The following is a 23,056-nucleotide window of genomic DNA, read 5'->3' as shown; positions in this document are numbered from 1 at the left end:
AAAAATAGAGCCTTTCTTTTTTGAAGAAAGGCTCTATTTTTTTGTTCCCACATAAATTATTTATTGACTATTTCTTCATCTGTTTGATACCAGCTAGCATACATCGCGTAACTGTTAGCAATTCTATTAATTTCCCCTTCTAACAATTCAGGACTGAGTTCTTTTATTTTTTTTGCCGGAGCTCCTGCGTATACACTTCCCGATTCAACATGTGTTCCTTTTGTAACAACCGAGCCTGCCGCAATGATAGCGTTGCTCTCAATTACCGCATCATCTAAAATTACTGCACTCATACCAATAAGAACATTATCCTTTATGGTACAGCCATGCACTACTGCATTGTGAGCAATAGATACGTTGTTCCCGATAGTCGTTGGCGACTTTTTATAAGTAGCATGTATTGTAGCATTGTCTTGAACATTCACATTGTTTCCTAATCGAATAGAATGAACGTCGCCACGTAAAACAGCACTGTACCAGATACTACAATCATTTCCCATCTCAACATCACCTATTATAGCAGCGCTTTCTGCAAAAAAGCAATTATCTCCAAATAAAGGAGTTTTTCCATTTAATTTTCTTATGAAGGCCATTCTTATTTAGTTTGATTATAAATACAAAGATAACTAAAAAAATATTTTAGTGCTTATTTCAAAAAATCTTGTAAAAAAAGTTACGCAAACGTTAACGTGAATGAAATTGAAAATGAGTATGTTAACTAAAGAGTGAATTGTAAGGAAATTTCCCAATTACCTGTTGATTTGTAATTCATAGAGCTTGTTTATGTTTGAATTTAAAAGGTTTACGATAGATGGGTGTTTGAAAATTTAAGTTTTTTTCACACTTTTGACATTAAAGAAAAGGAAAAGAGGAAATTTTTTAGCAAAATTTAACAAAAATTAAGTAATAAATACTATCTTTCTTTAATATCATATTTAATGATTGCATTTTATTGTTTCATTTCCTTTTTAAGGAATGAAGAATTTACATATAAATGTGTATTAATGTTAATTAACCACTAACTAAAAGTTTATGAAAAAAAGTTTGTTTTCGATGTTAATTCTATTTGTAATAGGATTACAGAGCGTTTTAGCTCAAAGTCGAGAAGTTTCAGGGGTGGTTACTTCAGCCGATGATGGGCTGTCTATCCCGGGAGTTTCTGTAATTGTAAAAGGTACAACCATTGGTACCACAACTGATTTCGATGGTAAATATTCTTTAAATGTTCCTGCAGATGGAAAGGTATTGATCTTTTCTTTTGTTGGAATGACTATGCAAGAACATGAAATCACGTCTTCTACAATTAATGTAGTAATGCAATCTGAATCTATAGGTATGGATGAGGTTGTTGTTGTTGCTTATGGTACTACAACTAAAAAATCTTTTACTGGAACAGCTACTCAGGTTGATGCAGATAAGATTGAGTCCAAAAATGCATCAAACATTACACAAGCTCTTCAAGGTGAGGTTGCAGGGGTGCAAGTTATTTCTAATAATGGTCAGCCAGGTTCAACTGCTGAAATTCGTATTAGAGGTATTGGTTCTATTAATGGTAGCCGTAGTCCATTGTACATTGTTGATGGTACTCCTCTTCAAGGGGATATTAATTCAATTTCGCCTTCCGATATTGCATCTACAACAGTATTGAAAGATGCATCAGCAACTGCTATTTACGGTTCTCGTGGGGCAAATGGTGTTGTAATCATTACTACTAAACAAGGTAAATCAGGAAAAAGTTCTATCGAGATTGATCTTAAAAAAGGTATTAATATTAGATTATTGCCAGAATACGATGTTTTTACACGTCCCGAGGAATATGTTGAAACTGCATGGAGCGCCTTAAAAACAAGAGGCTTGTTGCTTGGAAATGCTGATCCTGCTGCTTATGCAAGTGCTGGATTGTTCACTGGTGATACCAAAGCTTCAGGTTTTAATGATTATTACAACATGTGGGATGTAGCTGGTGATCAATTAATCGATCCTGCAACGGGTAAATTTAATACTGGCGTGAACCGCAAGTATAGTCCAAAGAGATGGAAAGATGAGTTGTTTCAGGGAGCTCAGAGAACCGAAGCTGGTATTAGAATCAGTGGAGGAACCGATAAAACTACATATTTTACCTCTTTTAGTTATTTAGATGATGAAGGTTATTATTTGAATTCTGACTATGAGAGATTTACTGGTAGAGTAAATATTAAGCACGAAGTTAAATCATGGTTAAAAGGTACGATGAATATGAGTTTTATGAACTCAGAGTCAAACTTATCTGGTGGTCAAGATGAAGACTCTAACAACGGATTTTGGTTGGTAGCTAATATGCCTCCTTTGTATCCTGTTTATGCACGTGATGCAAATTCCAATAAAATTGAGGATACTGTGTTAGGCGGATATGTTTATGATTATGGTGATGGTCAATATGGTACTCGTCGATTTGCTTCATTAACAAATGCGGTTGCATCTAGTACTTACGATGTAGCAAGAACTACTAATAATCAGTTTTCGGGTAATTCAAAACTTGAGGCGACTTACAAAGATTTTACTTTTAGTTCGACTTTCGGTCTAGAATACCTTAACTCTTCTTATGACAATCTTGGAAATATGTTCTGGGGTGGTTCTGCAAACCAAGGAGGTAGTATTTATAAACGCAAGAGAGAATGGTTTGCTTTTACTACTACGAATATGTTAAGATATGCTAAGCAGTTTGGAGAGCACAATATTTCTGCATTTATTGCTCAAGAAGCATCTAAAAGAGAATTTAGAGAAATGTCAGCTTTTAAATCAGGTTTGGCTGATCCATGGAGTTTAGAATTAAATAATGCTATTGTTTCTTCGCCTTCTGGTTCTTATACTGATGAGTTGATGCTTACTAGTTATTTTGGACAAATTTTATACGATTTCGATGAGAAATATTTCTTCCAAGGGGTACTTCGTCGTGATGGTTCATCAAAATTTACTAATGATAAATGGGGTACTTTTGGTTCTGTTGGTGGAGGTTGGATGATTTCAAGAGAATCGTTTATGGAACCTACATCTAACTTTTTGAACGAATTGAAGTTGAAAGCTAGTTATGGTGTTGCTGGTGAGCAAGGTGGTATTGGTTCATATGATTCAAGACTTTTATATGAGGTAAGTAATCAAAATGATAAATTAGCTTTAACTGAAAGTCATGTTGGTAATCCTGACTTAACTTGGGAGGAAACTGCACAGTTTAGTATTGGGACTGAATTTGAATTATTTAATAGAATTTCTGGTTCTGTAGAATATTATATCAAGAATACAGATAATCTATTGTTTAATAAAAGGGTTGGTCCATCTAACGGATATGCAATTATTCAAGTGAATGATGGTACCATGGAAAATAGAGGTCTTGAGGTTATATTAGATTTTGAAGTTGTGAAATCTGAAGATTTAAAAGTAAACTTCGGTATTAATGCGGCATTCGAAAAGAATGAACTAACAGCTATGCCTCTTGAATCTGGTTCAGGAGAACAAAAAGTAATTGATGTTAGTGGTCTTTATGGACGTGCTGTTGGTCATTCCTTATTTGATATTTATACTGCTGAATATGCTGGTGTTGATCCAACAAATGGTAGAGCTCAATGGAATCGTTACTATAACGAAGTTGGTGGTGTGAAAGATTATATTGCTGATATGGAGATTTATTTGGCTCAAAATAAAGGGAATATAGGTGAAATTGGTAAAGAAACAACTACCGAGTATTCAGATGCAACTCAGAAATTCATTAATAAGACACCAATCCCAACTGTTCGGGGGTCATTCAACTTAGATGCATCTTATAAAGGATTTTCATTAGCAGCCTTATTTAATTATAGTTTAGGTGGTTATGGTTACGATAGTAATTATGCAGCCCTTATGGATGACGATTTGTTAGGTAGTAACAACTGGCATAAAGACATCAAAAATGCTTGGAAACAATCAGGAGATATTACTGATGTACCAGCTATTACAAGTGGTTTGTCTGGTTATAGTGATGCTAACCGTACTTCTGATCGTTTTGTAACTAAAACAGATTATTTATCATTGCAAAGTGTTGTATTATCGTATAGCTTTAACAAACGTATGCTTGATAAGTTGAAATTGAAAGGATTAAAACTGTTTGTGTCAGGGGATAACTTGTGGACAACTACCAAACGTAAAGGATTTTATCCTAATGCTTCTGAAGTAGGTGCTTCGTCAAGATATCAGTATGTATCTTTATCAAGCATTACTGGTGGAATCAATGTGAAATTTTAATTATTAAAAAAAAGAAGATTATGAAATATATTTTGAAAAGCTTCTTGTTGTTGATGGCTGTTGGAGTGTTTTCTTGTTCTGACGACTTTTTGGAGTCGGAATCCACAGAGTTGATATCAACAGATAGAATGGCGGAGGTGGGACCTTTAAATGCTGAGATTTTTAATGGTACCATTCGAGGATTATATACTTTAATGTATCAAACAGGAACTGGTGGTACTGATTTAGATCACAATGACTTCGGACAGAAGGGATATGATATCTTTTCTGATATGTTGAGTGGTGATATGGTATTAGGTGGATATAACTATGGTTGGTATAAAAACCTTGCTAATTTGACTACTACTTTGGATTATAGAGATAATGATAACTATAAACCTTGGCGTTACTACTATAGAATTATTCGTGCGACCAATACAATTATCGACGGTTTGGGAGGTAATGATGCTGTATTGGAAAGTGATGATGCAAAATGGCAGATGGGACAAGCGAAAACAATGAGAGCGTACTGCTATTTCTATTTAGCAAATCTTTATGCTGAAGAGTATAATCCTGCTACACCAATTTTACCACTTACTACATCGCTTACAGAGGTTGATATGCCTTTGAGTACTGGTGCTGATGTATGGGCTCGTATTAAGTCTGATTTGGAAGCTAGTTCTACTTTATTGGATGGTTATACTCGTGAAGGACTTCAAGGTGTAGATCAGGATGTTGCAAATGGATTATTGGCATATACTTATTTAACAATGGGTGAATATGGTAATGCTGCAACAACTGCTCAAAAACTGATTGACAAATACGCAATTATACCTAGAGATTTAGCTGTTTATAATGGTGATAATAAGCGTAATGCGTTTAGTTATATTGATGGTGATGGTGCCGATTGGATTTGGGGTATGGATTTGACTTTGGATCAAGGATTAGATTTGGTTTCTTGGTGGGGACAAGTGGATATATTTACCTATAGTTATGCATGGGCAGGCGATCCTAAAACAATGGATGCTGGGCTTTTTGCTAGTATTCCTGATACAGATGTACGTAAAGGACAGTTTATTGACCCATGGTCAGAGTCTTTGAATTATCCTGCATATAAATTTTATGCTGAAGGTCTTAGTATTGGTGGACAACGTGAAGTTACATCCGACTATGTATATATGCGTGTAGAAGAAATGGTTCTAATTAAAGCCGAAGCCGAAGCTTTTGACAATAAAGATGTTGATGCACAAACGACTTTACTTCAACTTGTTTCAGAAAGAGACACAGATTATGCATTCATTTCAGGACTTACAGGACAAGCTCTTAAAGATGAGATTTATCATCAATGGAGAATCGAAATGTGGGGTGAAGGTAAAAGTTATTTGGCTATGAAACGTAACAAGGCTACTATTGTACGCGAAGGTCACATTGAATATAATGAAGCAATTCCTTATAATGACGATCGATTAACTCTTGATATTCCTTATCAGGAAATTCAGGATAACCCTAATATTAACTAAAGGTTTTAGTTAGTTATAACCTATTAGTCTTTATTTTTGTTAAAGGTATTGGGTTAAAATGATAATAATTATAGCAGCTTTCTGTAGTGGAGAGCTGCTTTTTTTATGCGAATTTATTTTATTTACGATCCAGATTTGGAGTGGAGGATTTATCCATTAAGAAGCTATAGTTTGCCTTTACAATTAGCGTAATTCTTTAATGGCATTATGGAATTATAATTTAAGTACGCTTATGCACTGTAAATTCGTGAATAGGTATTGTTTAGTCTTGTTGAGTAGTAGTATTTAACTAAATTCATCTATATATTTGATTCAGCTTTTAATGCAACGATAACGTTAAAAATCTTGTATTATTTAGTTTTTACTTATTTAACCTATTTTAAAGAAAACGATAGTTAAGACTTTTTCAAATGGTTTTACTTTTTAGATATGTATCGGAAATTTAAGAAGATATTCTTGTAAGGTATGGTTTAATAATGTGATCATTAACCATATTTCGTAAGGCAATCCTACTTCTAATATGATTGGCATTAAGAAAATTGTTAATCTATAATTCGGAAATAAAGATGCGACTATGGTAAGTTTATGGAGTGTAAACCGTTTAGCTTTATTTATTGTGATTACTAATTGTCCATAGGGAAAAAATAAAAACCTCAGTAAACCATAGTGAAGTGAACCCCAAATGTTGTGTCCAACTTTTGGGGTGCAGTTCAGTTTGCTGAGGCTTTATTTATAGGTTGTTTATTTAATCTTTAAATATTTTATTGGGGTTTAAATATGTTATTTTGGCAATTTCTTCCAGTTTCTTAATGTCAACTAGTTTTTTATTTCCCACAATTGCTATTGCAATTGGTTTGTTTTGAATATTCTTTTTGTAGAAATCTAAAATGTCATTGAACGTCATATCTGAGTAGGAAGCAATTTTTGATTTACTAGGATCTTCATTGTAACCTAATCTTTGCCATTCTTCTATATTTTGACTTAAGTACCTAAAAGAAGGTTTATTACTTAAGGTTGCTTGTACAAGATAGCTTCTAATATTCTCAATTCGTTCTGGTTTTTCCGGTAATTCTCTTATTAGTTTTATAAACTCGGTCACAGCGTCTGCGGTTTTATCTGCTTGTACACCAATGTAACCATTTAAATGTGCTGGTTTGTTCGTAATATCTGGAGTAGAGTACATAGCCTGTGCAGTGTAAGCAAATGATCTAAGTTCTCTTAATTCTTGAAGGACAATCCCATTAAATCCTCCACCAAAGTATTGGTTAAATGCATTGATTATTGGTTGCTGGTCTAAATTAAAGTTCTCTCCAAGAAGTACTAAGTGAACATCACTTTGACGAGCATCACTATTATTTAGAAAGTAAATAGTATTTTCTGAATAATTGAAGTCTTCTATTAATTGTGGGGAATTAGATTCTTTTAAACCTGATGGAATTGCTAGATTGGCCATTAAGGTCTCTTTAACTTCTTTAAATGGTTTTTTACCAACATAATGAATCGACGTTTCATACTGTGTTGCTTTGATAAAGTCGGCTGTTAATGTAGATTTGGTTAAAGATTTAAGATCTTCATTACTTAATCGTGTTAATTCTGGTGAATTTTCATGATATTTTAAGTATTCTTCTATAGCACTAGATTGTGAGTCTTTTTCATCTTTTTCCATTCTTCTAGAGCCGATTATGCTTCCGAGAAGTTGGTCCATTTGTTTATCGTCTAAAGCCGGTAGAATGTAGGTTCTTGAAAGTAATTGACATGCTTGTGCCAAGTTTTGTTCTTGACCTGTAAGTGTTACGTAGGTGTAATTTTCATCGTTTGAGAAATAGTAACTACATGAAATTTTGGCAAATTCTTTTTTAAGTTCATGTGGTGTGAACATTGCCATAATTCCGGCTTTATTCATCAATGAAGTAGCTAAATCTAAAGTTGGAATTTCAATATTTCCAACGCCATATTTAAGTGTTAGAGAGAAGACATTATTTTTGGAATTTTGATTATAGTAAAGATTAACTTTATCGGCAATTGTCTCTTTTGTTATATCCTTATTTAAATCAAAATATTGCGGTGTTTTTTCAAGAGGTGCTATTATAGCTATTTTTTTAGAAAAATCAGAAACTGACCCTTTACTTGGTTCTATTGGTTTAATTTCAGGTTTCTCAATTTTATCTTTTTCAGCTTTTCCTCTGCTTGAAAATAATGAAAGGTAGTTGTCTGTTAAATATTCATTTGCAACTTTTAAGATATCATCTTTTGTTACTGACTGAACTTTTGTTGGATACTTATCAAAATCTTCGATAGTTTGGTGGCTTGCGAACATTGATGCTAATATCCTTCCTGTTGAGTTGCCTGATTCTTTCGCTAATTCAAAATCGGTACACATTTTATCTTGGATGGCTGATAATGTCCATTCTTCAAAAGTTCCTGATTTTAGTTCTTCTATACCTTTAAAAATCATTTTTTCAACAGCACTAAGAGGCGTGAAATTTAATTGATTATAGTCAAATATAGGTACTGACAGTATCTGTAATAGTCCATCATTTATTTTAGAATCTAAGCCAACACTTATATTTTGAATATCCCCGTCAATAACGTATTTGTCGAGAATTCCTGTTTGTTCATTGTTTGATAATAATCGGCACATAATATCCAAAGCTATTTCATCTTTGTTGCCAGATTCTACAGCAGGAAATCCCCATATTGCTACTGGTATTGGAGTGACTTTTATTTTTACTTTTTTGTTTCCATTTAGGGAAGCTTTTGTTATGGGTTTTCTAATAGGAAGTGGTTTTGCGTCCCACTTTCCAAAGGTGTTTTCTATCAATTTTTTGGCATTTTCACTATTGAAATCTCCTGACAAAATCAGTCCCATATTTCCAGGAACATAAAATTTTTCGTAGTGTTTGATTAGTTTGCTAAGAGATGGCTTTTTTAAGTGTTCTGTAAAACCGATAATAGGTCTTCCATAAGGAGTTTTTTCACCATAATAGGCACTATTAAATTCTTCTCCTAATACAGAAAATGGAGAGTCGGAGTACATGTTTTTTTCCTCATATACAGTCTCGAGTTCAGCTTGAAAACCTCTAAAAACTGGATGTACAAATCGATTGGAATAGATTTCTAACCATGCTTCCAGTTGTCCCGCAGGAAAATTGTTGTAGAATTGGGTCATGTCGAAACCAGTTCCTGCATTTAAGCTGGTACCGCCAATAGACTGGATAATATTACTAAATTCATTTGCAATAGTAAATTTTCCGGCTAATAACGATTCTTCGTTAATTTCTTTTTGAATTCTATTTATATCTTCTTCTACAGTTGTTTTTTCCAGATCATCATAAAGAGCTATGATTTTGTCATAGTGAACTTTTTCTTGTTCCCAGTTTGTTGTCCCAATTTCAGATGTTCCTTTGAATAGTACATGTTCAAGGTAATGTGCTAATCCTGTAGCATCAGAGGGATCATCTTTAGATCCTGATTTGGTAACAATACATCCATAAATTGAAGGTTGTTGATGATCCTCGTTGAGGATAATGGTTAGTCCGTTTTTTAACTTATAGCTCGTTGTTTGAGCCATTATTGATGTTGCAATAAATAGCAACAGAACGGTGATTGACAGTAATTTTTTCATGATTAATTATTAATTTATGTTGTTATATTCAAAGATATAATATTTTTTTATGTTTTTAATTAAAGATTAATATGTTATTAATTGGGTTTAAAATAATTATTGAAGTTTTCTTTCTTCTCACCATTGCGATAAATGCATTAAATATGGTGTTTGATATTTCGTGATTAGTTTTAAGATGCTAAGAAATCTGTTCAAGTTTTTTTGCGAAATATTAGATTAGAAAGTGATGGTCATTCGAAAGAGAGTGTAATAGTATCTGGTTTGTTATTTTTACTTTAAGTGATAAGGATATTATACAGAAATTATACTTCAGGTATAGTGACTTTGGTAAAAATTGTATCATCTTAAATTTTCGCTACCTCTTCAATTTTAAACAATTAGAAATGTAGACTAGGTCTTATTTTCAACATTTCATCCAAAAATATACCGCAGGATTCTCCAAATTTGGAAGGAATAGTCATCAAAAATAAGTTGATTGATTATAAATAAAAAAAAAATGTATGATTTAGATTATTTGTAAATGTAGAGGAAGACTTCTTTAAAGTTACGCAAACGTTAACGTGAATGAAATTGGAAATGAGAACAATAGATGAATTGTAATTTGATACTAAATTTGCCATAATAGTTAGTATATGTTATTAAATCTATTTGTTTTTGTTTATAATTAAAAGGATTACGAAAATAAACTATTTGAAAGTTTAAGTTTTTTTCACACTTTTGAGGTCGCAGATTAAATAGGGGTATTTGATATCTGCATTAAGAAAGAAGACTATTAGGAGTTATATGAATTCCTATTTCGTCTTAAAAACAATTCTAAAGGGTGCATTTTATTGCTTCTATCTCCAAAGTATTTCGAGATAGATGGATTTATATATAAATGTGTATTAATGTTAATTAACCACTAACTAAAGGTTTATGAAAAAAAGTTTATTTTCGATGTTAATCCTATTTGTAATAGGGTTACAGAGCGTTCTAGCTCAAAGTCGAGAAGTTTCAGGGGTGGTTACTTCAGCCGATGATGGGCTGTCTATCCCAGGAGTTTCTGTAATTGTAAAAGGTACAACCATTGGTACCACTACTGATTTCGATGGTAACTATTCTTTAAGTGTTCCTGTTGATGGAAAAACTTTGGTTTTTTCGTTTGTTGGAATGACTATGCAAGAGCGAGCTATTACCACAACTACAATTAATGTTGTTATGGAAACTGAATCTATTGGTATGGATGAAGTTGTTGTAACTGCAATGGGAGTAACTCGTGAAAAGAAAGCATTAGGATATGCTGCAACTTCGATAGGGGGAGATGAGATTGGAAAATCTCAAGCGGTTAATCCAATGAGTGCACTTCAAGGTAAGGTAGCAGGGGTTGATATTTCAACAGCTCCAGGACCAGGATCGACTCAGAATGTAATGATTCGTGGTGCTTCTTCGTTTGGAAATAATCAACCTTTATATATTGTTGATGGTGTGCCGATTACTAATGAGCAGAATAGCTCAGGAAGTGCTCTAAACTCACAAGTTGACTTTGGATCAGGTATTAATGCAATTAATCCTGATGATATTGAGGATATGACTGTATTGAAAGGAGCTGCGGCAACCGCACTTTACGGTTCACGTGCTGCTAATGGTGTAATCATGATTACAACTAAATCAGGTAAAGATACTGAAGGCAAGGTGCGAGTATCTTATAGTGGATCTGTTACTCTTTCAAGAGTAGGTCGTCTTCCTGATGTTCAGAGTCAATTTGGACAAGGTTGGTCTGGTGATAGAGCATTAGACGAAAATGGAAACTGGGGACCAGCTTACGATGGAAAAGATCGTGTTTGGGGTAATGTTGTTGATAACAGTCAGCAGATTAAACCTTATGTATTTTTGGAAGATAGAGTACGTGATTTCTATGAAACAGGTAAGAATGTTAAAAACTCGGTTTCATTAAGTGGGGGGAATGCTTCTACCAATTACTTTATGTCCTTATCTCAAAATTCTGTTGATGGAGTAATTCCAACGGATAATGATTCTTATAAGCGATATACTATTGCAACTAAGGGTTCTCATAAAGCTGGTAATTTAACTATAAGCTCTTCTGTAAACTTCAGTACTGAGAAAACTAAAGCAGTTGCGTCTGGACAAGGAACATCTGTTTTTAGATCCTTATACGAGTCGGCAAATGATATTTCAATTGTAGATTTGGAAAACTATAATGATAAATTCAATAATTTGGATAACTATTTTACTCCTTACGGTGTAAATCCATACTATGTGTTGAATGAAAATTCTGCAGTACAGAATAAAAAGAAGATCTTCGGTAAATTTCAATTAGATTACGAATTTACTAAGGATTTGAATTTGAGTTACCGTTTTGGAGGTGATTATGAAACTTCAAGATCTGAAACACATACAGCAATTATCGCTTTCACACCAGGTGCTCCTAATGACGGTTCTAGTTCAGCAAATCCAGGTAGCTATTCTGAAATTCGTAGATCAAGAACTCAAGTTAATCATGACTTAATGGCTAGCTTCAAGAAAAGTCTTAACGAAGATTTTACAATGAATGCGATCGTTGGTTTAAATGTGAACGAAAGAAGTTATAATTGGTTGAATGGTAGTATCAATTCTATTGATATTCCTGGTTTTTATAATCTTAGCAATAGTTTGGCTCCTTCAGTATCTACTCAATATGACGAAAAACGTCGTTTGATTGGATTATATGCTAATGTCGACTTTAGCTATAGAAACTATGCTTACTTAACGCTTACAGCTCGTAATGACTGGTCGTCGACTTTACCTACTGGTCAAAACGATTATTTTTATCCAGGTGTTACAGGTAGTTTCCTTGTTACTGACTACTTAAAGTATAACGATATTGATACAGGAATTTTAAATTTTGCTAAAGTAAGAGCAGCTTATGGTATGACAGGTAACGATGCTGATCCTTATTCTGTATACGATAGATATGTTTCTGCTTTTTCTGGAAATCCTGGCTATCCAGATATTGATGATCTTTCTTTCCCAATTGGAGGTGTAAATTCATACATGGCTTCTAATCGTTTGGGTAATCCAGATTTAACAAATGAGTTAACTAAGGAATTTGAACTTGGTGTTGAAGCTCAATTCTTTAATAGCCGTTTAGGTATCGATTTCTCTTACTATAATCGTTTAACAGAAGGTTTGATATCAGAATTACCAAAAGACCCATCGTCAGGTTATACAACTCAGATGGCTAATTTAGGTGATGTTCGAAATCAAGGTATCGAGTTCGTATTAAATTTCACACCAGTTAAAACTGCAAACTTTACTTGGGATGTTTCCTATAACGTTGCTTTGAATAGAAACGAAATGGAAAATCTTGATGTTGATGAAGTTTACTTAGGCGGATTTGGTGGTGCTGGAATCTATGCTGTTGAAGGTGAAGCTATGGGGCAATTTAAAATTGCTGCAGTTAAAAAAGTGGAAGTAGATGGAGTAATGAAAACAGTTGTTGATGGAAGTGGTAATCCTCAGCCAACAACAGAAACTGAATTTATTGGTAAGGACATCAATGAAAAGTACAGAATGGGTTTAACCAATACTTTTTCTTATAAAGGATTTGTTTTGGGAGCAACTTTAGATTTCCGCTACGGAGGTTATATGTATTCTTATACTAAGGATTATTTGCATTGGACAGGAGCTTCAACGGAAACAGTATTGAACGATAGAAAAACCTTCTTGGTTCCAAACTCGGTAGTTTCTGATGGTAGAGGTGGTTATGTTGAAAACACAACACCGGTTGATCCTACTGCATTACATAAATTTTATGGTGATGGTGGTGGATTCGACGGTGACGCGGATAACATTATCGATCGTTCTTATTTAAAATTAAGAAATGTAAGTCTTTCCTATTCATTGTCTGACAATTTCTGCAAAAGGTTACATGTTAGTGCTGTGAACTTATCATTAAGTGCTAGTAATATTCTATTGTGGACTCCAGCTGAAAATGCATACATCGATCCAGAGACAACAACCTTTGGTAATGATGTAACAGCAAAATTCGGAGAATATGGTGCTGGACCTAGCAATGAGTTTTACACTTTTGGATTAACTTTTACCTTGTAAATTAAACACAATTATGAAACATAGAATAATAACAATGTCACTTGCCTGTATGACCTTATTTGGTTGGGGATGTGATAGCTATCTAGATATAAATGAGGATCCTAACGTATTAAGTGAGATACCTGATGCAAAAGTAGTATTACCTTCTGCTGAAATTGGTTTGGCCAATCAGCTTATGGGATGGGATTTTGGATTTGGTGGTGGTTTTTGGGGACAATATTGGACTCAAGCTTACTCAGCATCTCAATTTAAATTCCTTTGTGAATACCAAGAAACTAGTTTCTCAAACACTTATACAGAATTAACTGCAGGTGTTTTGAACGACTTGGAAAGAATGAAGGATGTTTCAGCTGAGTCAACGAATAAGGGGAATTATTTTGTTGCAGAAGCTCTTTCTATTTTTACATGGCAAATTATGACTGATGTTTGGGGCGATGTTCCTTACTTCGAAGCGCTAAAAGGAAATGAAGGAAACGTGTCTCCAATGTTTGATAAGGGAAGTGAAATTTATGCAGACCTGTTTAAAAGAGTTGAAGCATTAATTGCTACTGATCTTTCAACCTCTACGCTAGATGAAAGTTACGATTTTGTATATGCTGGTGATTTAACTGCATGGAAAGCGTTTGCAAATTCGCTTAAGTTGAAGTTAATGATGCGTCTTACAGAAACAGCTGATTATAATAACGCAGATGTTATCAGTTTTATCGAAGCTTCAAGCTTTATTACCTCAAGTGCTAGGATTCCTGGATCTACTTGGTCTGACGGTCAAGAAGGAAAACGTCATCCTATGAGAGAATTCGAACAAGGTGGTGCAGCTAACTTGTCTACTAATGTTATTGCATCTAAAAACTTTTTGGATTATTTAAATAACAACAGCGACCCTCGTATTGAAACGTTATTTGTTAAAACTGGGAGTGCTCATAAAGGTGCTTTTGTTGGAGATTTTGATTCTAATGAAGACTCGGATGGCGATGGTGTTAAGGATGATACAGAAAAGTACAGTCAGCCTATTTTTTCGCCAAACATGGATCTTGTGATTATGTCAACATGGGAAATCAATTTCTTTATCGCTGAAGCATATGTTCGTGCGGGTAATAATGCAAAAGCGAAGGAATATTATGATCTTGGCGTTCAGGCTTCAAAAAACCAGCATATTACTGACATAGATCTAGAAATGAAAGTTGATGAGAAAGCTGCTTTAGTTGCAACTTTAGTAAATGATGATATTATTTCTACAGGTTATGCAACTTGGGTGAACGGTACTATTGAGGAAGGAATTGAGCAAATTGCGATGCAAAAGTGGGTAGCAAATGCTAACTACCAACATATTGAATCATTCTTAGAGCATAACAGAACAAAGTATCCATCGGTTAATTTGGTTGATATTCGAAAAGATCGTACTGAAGCTTTTGACAATTTTCCTGTTGGGTCTTTAACAATTTCTGTAGCTGGTAGAGCAAAAACAAATGCTAAACTTCCATCTGCACCAATCTATCCTGCAAGTGTTTTAACACGTAATAGCAATGCTCCAGAACAAAGAGTAGATCTTTTATCGAAAGTTTGGTGGAATCTTAAAGCAGAGTAATAGTTGCAATAAATTGAGATAGGATGTGATTTTAATGTCCTTCTCTTACTATAAAATTAGAAAAATGAAAAAAATATTATATTTATCGCTGTTGTGTATCATTGCCTTGTTTTATTCCTGCGATGATAAAGAAACAGAAGATATTTCAAGAATTACTTATTACCCATTATTAGAAATGGCTGGTGATGAGATTGTAGTTTTAAACATTGGAGATACATTTGTTGATGCCGGAGTTACGGCTTTAGTCGGAGGGGAATCTGCTGAAGTAATAATTGATGGTTCTGTAAACACATCAGTTGCTGGTATCTATGCTTTAGTGTATTCCGCTTATAATGAAGAAGGATTTAGTGCATCAGTTTTAAGACAAGTTATTGTACAAGATATTGCTTCAGTTACAGGTACAGATCTTACAGGAACTTATAAAAGAACAATGTATGGTTCTAGCCCAGGGGGAGGTTTCTCGCAATGGGTAGCAACAGATGCTGCAGGAGTATACAAAGTTAATGATGTAGGCGGTGTGGATTCAGATTCATACGAATACGATCTTGTTGTATATCAAGTTTCAGCTGATAAAATTGTAATGCCAGTTCAAGCGAATGAAAGAGGAGGAACTATTTTTGCTAGTTCTACAACATCAGGTTCGGAACCCGACGTAATTGCTTATAATGCAGGTTATATTTGGAGTGTTAAAGGATCGGGATACGGAACGAATCTTCGTACTTTTGAAAAACAGTAATTTTAACTATTAAAGTAATAGAAATGAAAAATATAATTAATAAGTTATTTCTCGTTGCCACTGTGATGATAGTAGGATTATCGTTCACATCTTGCGATGATGATATTGAAATATGGGATAGTGCAACTTTAGAATATTCGGGATCTTACGTTTGTCAAGTGCAATACGAAGATGGTTCTGTTTATGCTGATTATAGCGATTCTAGAATAATTGATATTTATAATACAGAGGCAAATGTTGATAATGAGGTGTGGTTTACGGATCATGGTAAATGGCTTGAAATAACATCAAAATTTTTCTTAAATGGTGATGCTTCTAGTTTTGCATCTAAGTCTCTTAGTTACGATGATTTACCTTTAAATAATTCTATGGTAAAAGTTCCTACTACAAAACCTACTGCTGCAGGTGAAACTGTTGTTAAAAATATCTGGGGAGCTAAAACAGGTTTAGTTGAAGGTAAAGTTTTACAAAAAGCTGCGACTACTATTGGTGGTAATGTTGCTGATAGTATTTACATGAAGGTTGTGTTCTTGTATGGGGATGTTACTTTCAAGTCTCAAGAAGTTCCTGAGGCTTACAGAGCAAATCCTGATGTAGCTGAATTCGAGTGGATATTCGATTCATCGGTATATGATACATCTTCAACTGATGAAACCTATATTTATTCAGGACACCGGTACACTGGATTTTCTGAAGATTCACATTAGAAATTATTTTCTATAGTAATATGGAGAGGCTATCAGCAATGATAGCCTCTTTTTTTTGACCACATTGAAGTAAACAATTGTGGCTTTGCACTTCGTTTATCATCACCATGGAGATCTAGAACAATTCTTTGATTATTTTCTCGTTACTTCCCTTATTAAGACATAATCAACTCTTTATGCTAGCATTTTATGTGAGCTAGGTTTGATGTAACTTTTTAAGATACAAACGATTGCGAAAAGTGGATATTTTTTTTGCTCTTTGCTTGTCTAAAAACAGGGAAACGCTACCTTTACCATGCTATGTAACATGATTTTAGCACCGTGTGATTTAGATAAATAAAAAACAACTAACTAACCAAAGGCTTAGTTTCAAGTTTAATTCAAAACAGTCATGAGTCAAAAAACAAAAATCATTGAAAAGGAAGAAGTTGTTATTCGATTCTCCGGAGATTCGGGAGATGGGATGCAGCTAACAGGAACGCAATTTTCGGATACTTCCGCATTGTTCGGAAATGATGTTGCTACTTTTCCTGATTATCCAGCTGAAATTAGAGCCCCTCAGGGTACAGTTGGTGGTGTATCGGGTTTTCAATTGCATTTCGGGCACAAGGAGGTGAATACTCCCGGTGATTTTGCAGATGTATTGGTGGCTATGAACCCGGCAGCATTAAAGGCAAATTTAAAATGGGTTAAACCGAGTGGGACAATTATTATTAATGAAGATAGTTTTACCGATAGGAATTTTGAAAAAGCCGGTTATGAATCTGATCCATTAGATGATGAGAATTTGGCCGATTATAATCTGATTAGAGCAAGAGTAACTTCGCTTACAAAAGAGTGTTTGAAGGATACAGGATTGGATCAGAAAAGTATTATCCGCAGCAAGAACATGTTTACACTTGGGATGGTATATTGGATGTTCGATCGTCCATTAGACCATACAGAGGAGTTTATTGAAAAAAAATTCAAAAAATATCCATTGGTTGTTGAGGGAAACAAGATGGTGTTGCGTGCAGGTTATAATTTTGCAAAAACAATTGAGGCTTTGCCCTATAATTTTAGTGTGGCACCAGCGAAAATCAAGAAAGGAATCTACCGGAATATTACAGGAAATAAAGCAACAGCCTGGGGATTAATTGCAGCAGCCGAAAAAGCTGGTTTGGAATTGTTCTGTGGATCGTATCCAATTACCCCTGCAACAGAAATTCTGCAGGAATTGGCCGCCCGTAAGGATCTTGGTGTGAAAACATTTCAGGCAGAGGATGAGATTGCTGGTATCTGTACATCAATTGGAGCTAGTTTTGCGGGTAATTTTGCAGTAACAACAACATCAGGACCAGGATTGGCACTTAAAACAGAAGCTGCAGGTTTGGCTGTAATGACAGAATTACCTTTGGTAATTGTGAATGTTCAGCGTGGAGGCCCATCAACAGGTCTTCCTACGAAAACCGAGCAGTCAGATTTAATGCAGGCAATTCACGGTCGAAGCGGAGAATGTCCAATGCCTGTAATTGCAGCCAGTACACCTTCAAATTGCTTTGAATACGCCTTTAGTGCAGGTAAAATTGCCCTGGAGCATATGACTCCTGTTATTTTGCTTACTGATGGTTTTATTGCAAATGGAGCTGAACCTTGGCGAATTCCTAAAATGGCTGATCTTTCTTCAATAGAGGTGCCAATTGCTAAAGAGGGTGACAACTATCAACCATATGCCAGGGATAAAGATAAACTGGCAAGAAAATGGGCTGTACCAGGAACTAAGGGCTTGGAGCACCGAATTGGAGGTTTGGAAAAGATGGATGTGACAGGAACTGTTTCGTATGTGCCGGAAAACCATCAGGTAATGACAGATATTCGATCGGAAAGAATTAGACGGGTTGCTAATTTTATTCCTGATGTACCGATTAAAGGAAATGAAGATGCAGATGTTCTTGTTGTAGGTTGGGGTGGAACTTATGGTCACTTAACCACGGCTGTTCGTGAATTGCAGGCCGAGGGAAAGAGTATCGCCTTAGCACATTTCCATTATATTTTTCCATTGCCAAAGAATACCGGGGAGGTTTTAAGTCGTCATAAAAAAGTAATCGTTTGTGAATTGAATGAAGGACAATTTGCCGAGTATTTAAGGGCTGGTTTTCAGGATATCAAATTTAAACAATATAATAAGTTACAAGGACTGCCTTTTACTGTGTTGGAATTAAAAGAGAGGTTTAATCAATTATTGGAGGAGAAATAGTCATGACAGATACAATTCTTAAATCAAATAGTCCTGTTAAATTAACTCCAAAAGATTTTAAAAGTGATCAGGAGGTAAGATGGTGCCCTGGATGTGGAGACCATGGAGTATTAAATTCGGTTCAAAAGGCAATGGCTGCAATGAACATTCCTAAGGAAAAATTTGCTGTTATATCAGGAATTGGATGTTCATCTCGTTTTCCATATTATATGGATACTTATGGTTTTCATACAATTCATGGAAGAGCTGCAGCAATCGCTTCGGGGGTGAAGTCAGCAAATCCAGATCTTGAAATATTACAAATATCGGGGGATGGTGATGCTTTGGCAATTGGAGGAAATCATTTTATTCATGCTATTCGTAGGAATATCGACATGACTATTCTTCTTTTTAATAACGAAATTTATGGTCTTACAAAGGGGCAATATTCACCAACCTCGAAGCAAGGAATGGTGACTAAAACTTCTCCATTTGGGACTATTGAGCAACCATTTCATCCAGCAGAACTAGCTTTAGGAGCACAATCAAAGTTTTATGCCAGATCAATAGATACGAACATTAAATTAACCACCGAATTAGTTTTAGCGGGATCAAAACACAAAGGGACTTCTATTATCGAAATTCTACAAAATTGTGTTATTTATAACGATGGAGCTCATGCTTTAATCACCGATAAGGAAACTAAGGACGATTTTCAGCTGACTTTGCGTCATGGGGAACGCATGATCTTCGGAAAGAATAAAAACAAAGGTTTAGTTTTGGGTGGTAATGGGAAACTAATTGTAGTTACAATTGGCGAATTTGGAATTACCGATCAGGATATTTTAATTCACGATGCTCATAATCCAGATCCTCATATGGCTTGGTTACTGTCTAATATGACAGCACCAGAGTATCCTGTAGCCTTAGGTGTTATTCGAGATGTTGCAGCACTTTCTTACGAAGAAAAAATGGTGCAGCAAATTAAAGATGTTCAAGCAGTGTCGACGATTAAATGCATGGACGATTTGCTGAATAGCGGGGATACTTGGGAAGTTAAATAATACGAAAAAAAAAATTAATTTATCAATACATAAAAAGAGGGAACAATTGGTTTCCTCTTTATTTTTTACCTTTAAAATTGATTATTTTCAGCCTCAAGTTTTAAAGGGAATCAAATAATAGAAAAAGGGAGAATTTCGATTGAGTTTTTCCGATTTTATTTAAAGTATATCTATTCATCAAACACTTACTATTCGTATTCAGGTTGTTTGTAAAATTTAGATATCAAACCGGAAAATTATATTATTTTGTATTTCTAAATACAGACAACAAAAACATAAATACCAATTAACATGGAAGAAGTTTCGATTTCCAAAATATACAAACGGAAAAAGAGTGATAGAGATATTTTTCAGGAATTGATGCCTTATAAAGTGAAAGAAATTCTTCTTATCGCAACTTATTACGATGCATATACCATTGTACGGGAAGGTCAGTTTTCAGATAAAATAGTGGGGGAATATCTGCAGCTAAATTTATATGCAGCACCACGATTTACAAGTGTTGCAACTAACGATGAAGCTTTAGAAGCATTAAGTAGCAGAACTTACGATGTGGTAATTTTAATGGCGGGATTGGATAAACAATCGCCATTGGAATTGAGTCAGGAAATTAAAAGGGTACAACCGGAAATTCCTGTCTTGGTTTTGGTGAACAACAATAGTGATTTGGCCTATTTTGATAGAGCCGCTGATAAAATTAAGAATAACATCGACCGGGTTTTTGTTTGGAATGGCTCCACAAAGATCTTTATGGCCATGACCAAATACATTGAGGATAGAATTAATTTAGAACCCGACACCAAAAGTGGAGATGTAAGAGTCATCCTATTAGTGGAGGATTCCGTAAAATATTATTCCAGATATCTGCCATTGTTGTATACCTCTGTAATGACTCAAACACAAAAAGTTATTTCGGATGAAGGAGATATTGACGAAATGCATAAGATTCTGAAAATGAGAGCTAGGCCTAAAGTTATTTTGGTAAGCACTTACGAGGATGCAGTGGAGATTGTCGATAATTATTTGGAAAATTTACTTTGTGTTATTTCTGATGTTCGTTTTGCCAGAGATGGAAAATTGGACGATGATTCGGGCATAGAACTGATTAAATACGTTCAGGATAAAAACATGAAAATTCCGTGTTTAATGCAATCGCATGATACGGATAATGCAATTAGAGCGATGCAGGTTGGGGCTGATTTTATTAACAAAAACAGCGATACTTTAGCTTTGGATATTTATAATTTCATTTACACGAAATTGGGTTTTGGTGATTTTGTTTTTAGAAATCAGAGCGGAACAAAAGTGGCGATTGCAAAATCGATGGAAGAGTTTGAAGAAAAGTTAAAGTACGTTCCAGACGAATCTCTTCTCTATCATTCAAAAAGAAATGGAATTTCAACTTGGCTAATGGCACGTGGAGAAATTAATGTTGCCAAAAAGCTAAGAAGATATCAAATAGAGGATTTTAAATCAGTAAAAGATTTACGTAAATTTTGTTTAGATGTATTTGAAGCTTCGCGTATTAAACAATTACGAGGACGAATTATAAAGTTCAGACCAAATATTGTGAACTCGAATCATTACGTAGTTCGTTTGGGACGAGGATCTTTAGGAGGAAAAGGACGAGGATTAGCCTTCCTTAGTAACTTTATTGAGAATATTTACTTCGCAAAATTAATTAAGGATATCAATATCTCGATTCCTAAAACAGCGATTATTGGAGTGGATGAATACGATAATTTTATCGAGAAGAATAATCTCTACAACAAGATTTATCTGGATAAAAACTATAAAAAAGTTAGAGATTTATTTGCCAAAGGCGAGTTGTCTGATAAATTAAGAGAAAGGCTTCGCGAATATTTAGAGGAAATGACTTGTCCCATAGCAGTTCGTTCGTCGGGCTTGTTCGAAGATTCGTTAATGCAACCATTTGCAGGGGTTTACGCAACCTATTTACTTCCCAATAATCATCCAGATATCGAAGAGCGTTTTCGTCAATTAGTAACCGCAATTAAGCTTATTTATGCTTCTATTTTTTCGCCAGACGCACAATCCTATTTTAGTGCGGTTGATTATAAAATTGAAGAGGAAAAAATGGGCATTATCATTCAGGAAGTAGTGGGACAGGAATCAAACGGAAGATATTATCCAAATATTAGCGGGGTAGCACAATCGTACAACTACTATCCATTTTCATACATGAAACCAGAGGATGGTTTTGCCGTTATTGCTATTGGACTTGGAAAATATGTTGTGGGAGGAGAAAAAACGCATCGTTTTTGCCCCGAGCATCCTAAATTGCAGTTGGCATCTATCGAGGATCAGATGAAAGATTCGCAGAAGTATTTTTATGCAATTGATATGAAAAAGGAAAATATTGATTTGCTAAAAGATGGGGAGGATGCGGTTACCGTTAAATATCAGCTTACCGATGCCGAGGAGGATGGAAATTTGTTGCATTGTGCATCGGTTTACGATTTTCAGAATGATAGGTTGGAACCTGATTTGAATTTACGAGGACCACGTGTGGTTAATTTTGCAAACATTTTAAAATACGATCAAGTTCCTATTGCACATGCACTTAGTGTGATTCTTAATATTTTTAAACAGGCAATGGGAGCTCCTGTTGAAATTGAGTTTGCAGTAGATCTTTCGAAAGGGAAAAATGGTTTACCTACTTTTCAATTATTGCAGATAAAGCCTCTTATACGTCAGGAAATGAGCATTGAGATCGACATGAGTAAGGTGGATAAGGAAAAGCTCGTTTTATTGGCAAGCAAAGGGATGGGAAATGGAAAAGTGGACCATATTCGAGATGTTATTTACATGGACATTGATAAGTTTGATCGGATTAAAACCGAAGAGATGGCTTTGGAAATTGAGAAGCTAAATCAGAAAATGAAAGAGCAGGATCGTCAATATGTATTGATTGGACCTGGAAGATGGGGAACAAAAGATAAGTTTACTGGTATTCCGGTTCTTTGGTCGCAAATATCTAATGCTAAGATTATTGTGGAACAAGGTTTGGAAGATTTTCCTTTAGATGCTTCTTTGGGATCGCACTTCTTTCACAATGTAACCTCTATGAATGTGGGATATTTCTCGGTAAGAAGTAATTCGGAACAAAATTTTGTGAATACAGAAATTCTCGACAGTCAAAAATTAGTAGAGCAAATTCATTATTTTAAACACGTTCGCTTTAAAGAGCCTCTGGAAATTTTAATGGATGGTAAAAAGCAAACCAGTGTAATAAGTTACCAATAAAAAAAAAGCCGTTTC

The 23,056-nt window shown here is 34.7% G+C and carries 11 protein-coding genes; 9 read left to right on the top strand and 2 right to left on the bottom strand.

Translation table 11 applies throughout. From position 1 onward, the window contains the following. Window positions 1-56 precede the first annotated feature (56 nt). The gene (locus BZG02_RS01140) at window positions 57-593 is read right to left on the bottom strand and encodes a gamma carbonic anhydrase family protein (protein WP_101259572.1); all 537 of its coding nucleotides are present in this window, start codon (window positions 591-593) and stop codon (window positions 57-59) included. Window positions 594-1,032: 439 nt separating this feature from the next. On the opposite strand from BZG02_RS01140, the gene BZG02_RS01135 reads away from it, so the two are divergent. Further along, entirely contained in the window at window positions 1,033-4,254 is a 3,222-nt protein-coding gene (locus BZG02_RS01135; protein WP_101259571.1) for a SusC/RagA family TonB-linked outer membrane protein, read from the top strand. A 20-nt stretch (window positions 4,255-4,274) separates the two neighbouring features. Beyond that, window positions 4,275-5,753 (top strand): RagB/SusD family nutrient uptake outer membrane protein, encoded by a 1,479-nt coding sequence (locus BZG02_RS01130; RefSeq protein ID WP_101259570.1) that lies wholly within the window; start codon window positions 4,275-4,277, stop codon window positions 5,751-5,753. A gap of 745 nt (window positions 5,754-6,498) precedes the next feature. Here BZG02_RS01130 and BZG02_RS01125 read toward each other — a convergent pair. Further along, the gene (locus tag BZG02_RS01125; RefSeq protein ID WP_101259569.1) at window positions 6,499-9,378 is read right to left on the bottom strand and encodes a M16 family metallopeptidase; all 2,880 of its coding nucleotides are present in this window, start codon (window positions 9,376-9,378) and stop codon (window positions 6,499-6,501) included. A 915-nt stretch (window positions 9,379-10,293) separates the two neighbouring features. On the opposite strand from BZG02_RS01125, the gene BZG02_RS01120 reads away from it, so the two are divergent. From BZG02_RS01120 to BZG02_RS01090, 7 genes are all read left to right on the top strand, one after another. Further along, entirely contained in the window at window positions 10,294-13,467 is a 3,174-nt protein-coding gene (locus tag BZG02_RS01120; RefSeq protein WP_101259568.1) for a SusC/RagA family TonB-linked outer membrane protein, read from the top strand. Window positions 13,468-13,480: 13 nt separating this feature from the next. Then, the gene (locus BZG02_RS01115; protein ID WP_101259567.1) at window positions 13,481-15,052 is read left to right on the top strand and encodes a SusD/RagB family nutrient-binding outer membrane lipoprotein; all 1,572 of its coding nucleotides are present in this window, start codon (window positions 13,481-13,483) and stop codon (window positions 15,050-15,052) included. Between the two features lie 64 nt (window positions 15,053-15,116). After that, on the top strand, window positions 15,117-15,788 hold the full coding sequence (locus tag BZG02_RS01110; protein ID WP_180335587.1) for an immunoglobulin-like domain-containing protein: 672 nt from the start codon (window positions 15,117-15,119) through the stop codon (window positions 15,786-15,788). A gap of 23 nt (window positions 15,789-15,811) precedes the next feature. Continuing rightward, window positions 15,812-16,495, top strand: coding sequence for a lipid-binding protein (locus BZG02_RS01105; RefSeq protein WP_101259565.1), 684 nt, complete (start codon window positions 15,812-15,814; stop codon window positions 16,493-16,495). Window positions 16,496-16,886: 391 nt separating this feature from the next. Then, complete coding sequence (locus tag BZG02_RS01100) at window positions 16,887-18,731, top strand: 2-oxoacid:acceptor oxidoreductase subunit alpha (RefSeq protein WP_101259564.1); 1,845 nt, start codon at window positions 16,887-16,889, stop codon at window positions 18,729-18,731. A gap of 2 nt (window positions 18,732-18,733) precedes the next feature. Next, window positions 18,734-19,774 carry a 2-oxoacid:ferredoxin oxidoreductase subunit beta gene (locus BZG02_RS01095; protein WP_101259563.1) on the top strand — a complete coding sequence of 347 codons (1,041 nt, stop codon included), beginning with the start codon at window positions 18,734-18,736 and terminating at the stop codon, window positions 19,772-19,774. A 291-nt stretch (window positions 19,775-20,065) separates the two neighbouring features. After that, on the top strand, window positions 20,066-23,041 hold the full coding sequence (locus BZG02_RS01090) for a PEP/pyruvate-binding domain-containing protein (protein ID WP_101259562.1): 2,976 nt from the start codon (window positions 20,066-20,068) through the stop codon (window positions 23,039-23,041). The last annotated feature ends 15 nt before the right edge of the window (window positions 23,042-23,056 follow it).

Source organism: Labilibaculum filiforme, assembly GCF_002843315.1.
In the GTDB taxonomy this organism is placed as follows: domain Bacteria; phylum Bacteroidota; class Bacteroidia; order Bacteroidales; family Marinifilaceae; genus Labilibaculum; species Labilibaculum filiforme.
This window is presented reverse-complemented; position numbering and strand designations above follow the sequence as displayed.

Excerpts from the sequence above, each read along its gene's own strand:
- BZG02_RS01090 (WP_101259562.1), top strand. The coding sequence starts at position 20,066 with ATGGAAGAAGTTTCGATTTCCAAAATATACAAACGGAAAAAGAGTGAT.
- BZG02_RS01130 (WP_101259570.1), top strand. The coding sequence starts at position 4,275 with ATGAAATATATTTTGAAAAGCTTCTTGTTGTTGATGGCTGTTGGAGTG.
- BZG02_RS01125 (WP_101259569.1), bottom strand. The coding sequence starts at position 9,378 with ATGAAAAAATTACTGTCAATCACCGTTCTGTTGCTATTTATTGCAACA.
- BZG02_RS01115 (WP_101259567.1), top strand. The coding sequence starts at position 13,481 with ATGAAACATAGAATAATAACAATGTCACTTGCCTGTATGACCTTATTT.
- BZG02_RS01105 (WP_101259565.1), top strand. The coding sequence starts at position 15,812 with ATGAAAAATATAATTAATAAGTTATTTCTCGTTGCCACTGTGATGATA.
- BZG02_RS01100 (WP_101259564.1), top strand. The coding sequence starts at position 16,887 with ATGAGTCAAAAAACAAAAATCATTGAAAAGGAAGAAGTTGTTATTCGA.
- BZG02_RS01110 (WP_180335587.1), top strand. The coding sequence starts at position 15,117 with ATGAAAAAAATATTATATTTATCGCTGTTGTGTATCATTGCCTTGTTT.
- BZG02_RS01135 (WP_101259571.1), top strand. The coding sequence starts at position 1,033 with ATGAAAAAAAGTTTGTTTTCGATGTTAATTCTATTTGTAATAGGATTA.
- BZG02_RS01140 (WP_101259572.1), bottom strand. The coding sequence starts at position 593 with ATGGCCTTCATAAGAAAATTAAATGGAAAAACTCCTTTATTTGGAGAT.
- BZG02_RS01095 (WP_101259563.1), top strand. The coding sequence starts at position 18,734 with ATGACAGATACAATTCTTAAATCAAATAGTCCTGTTAAATTAACTCCA.
- BZG02_RS01120 (WP_101259568.1), top strand. The coding sequence starts at position 10,294 with ATGAAAAAAAGTTTATTTTCGATGTTAATCCTATTTGTAATAGGGTTA.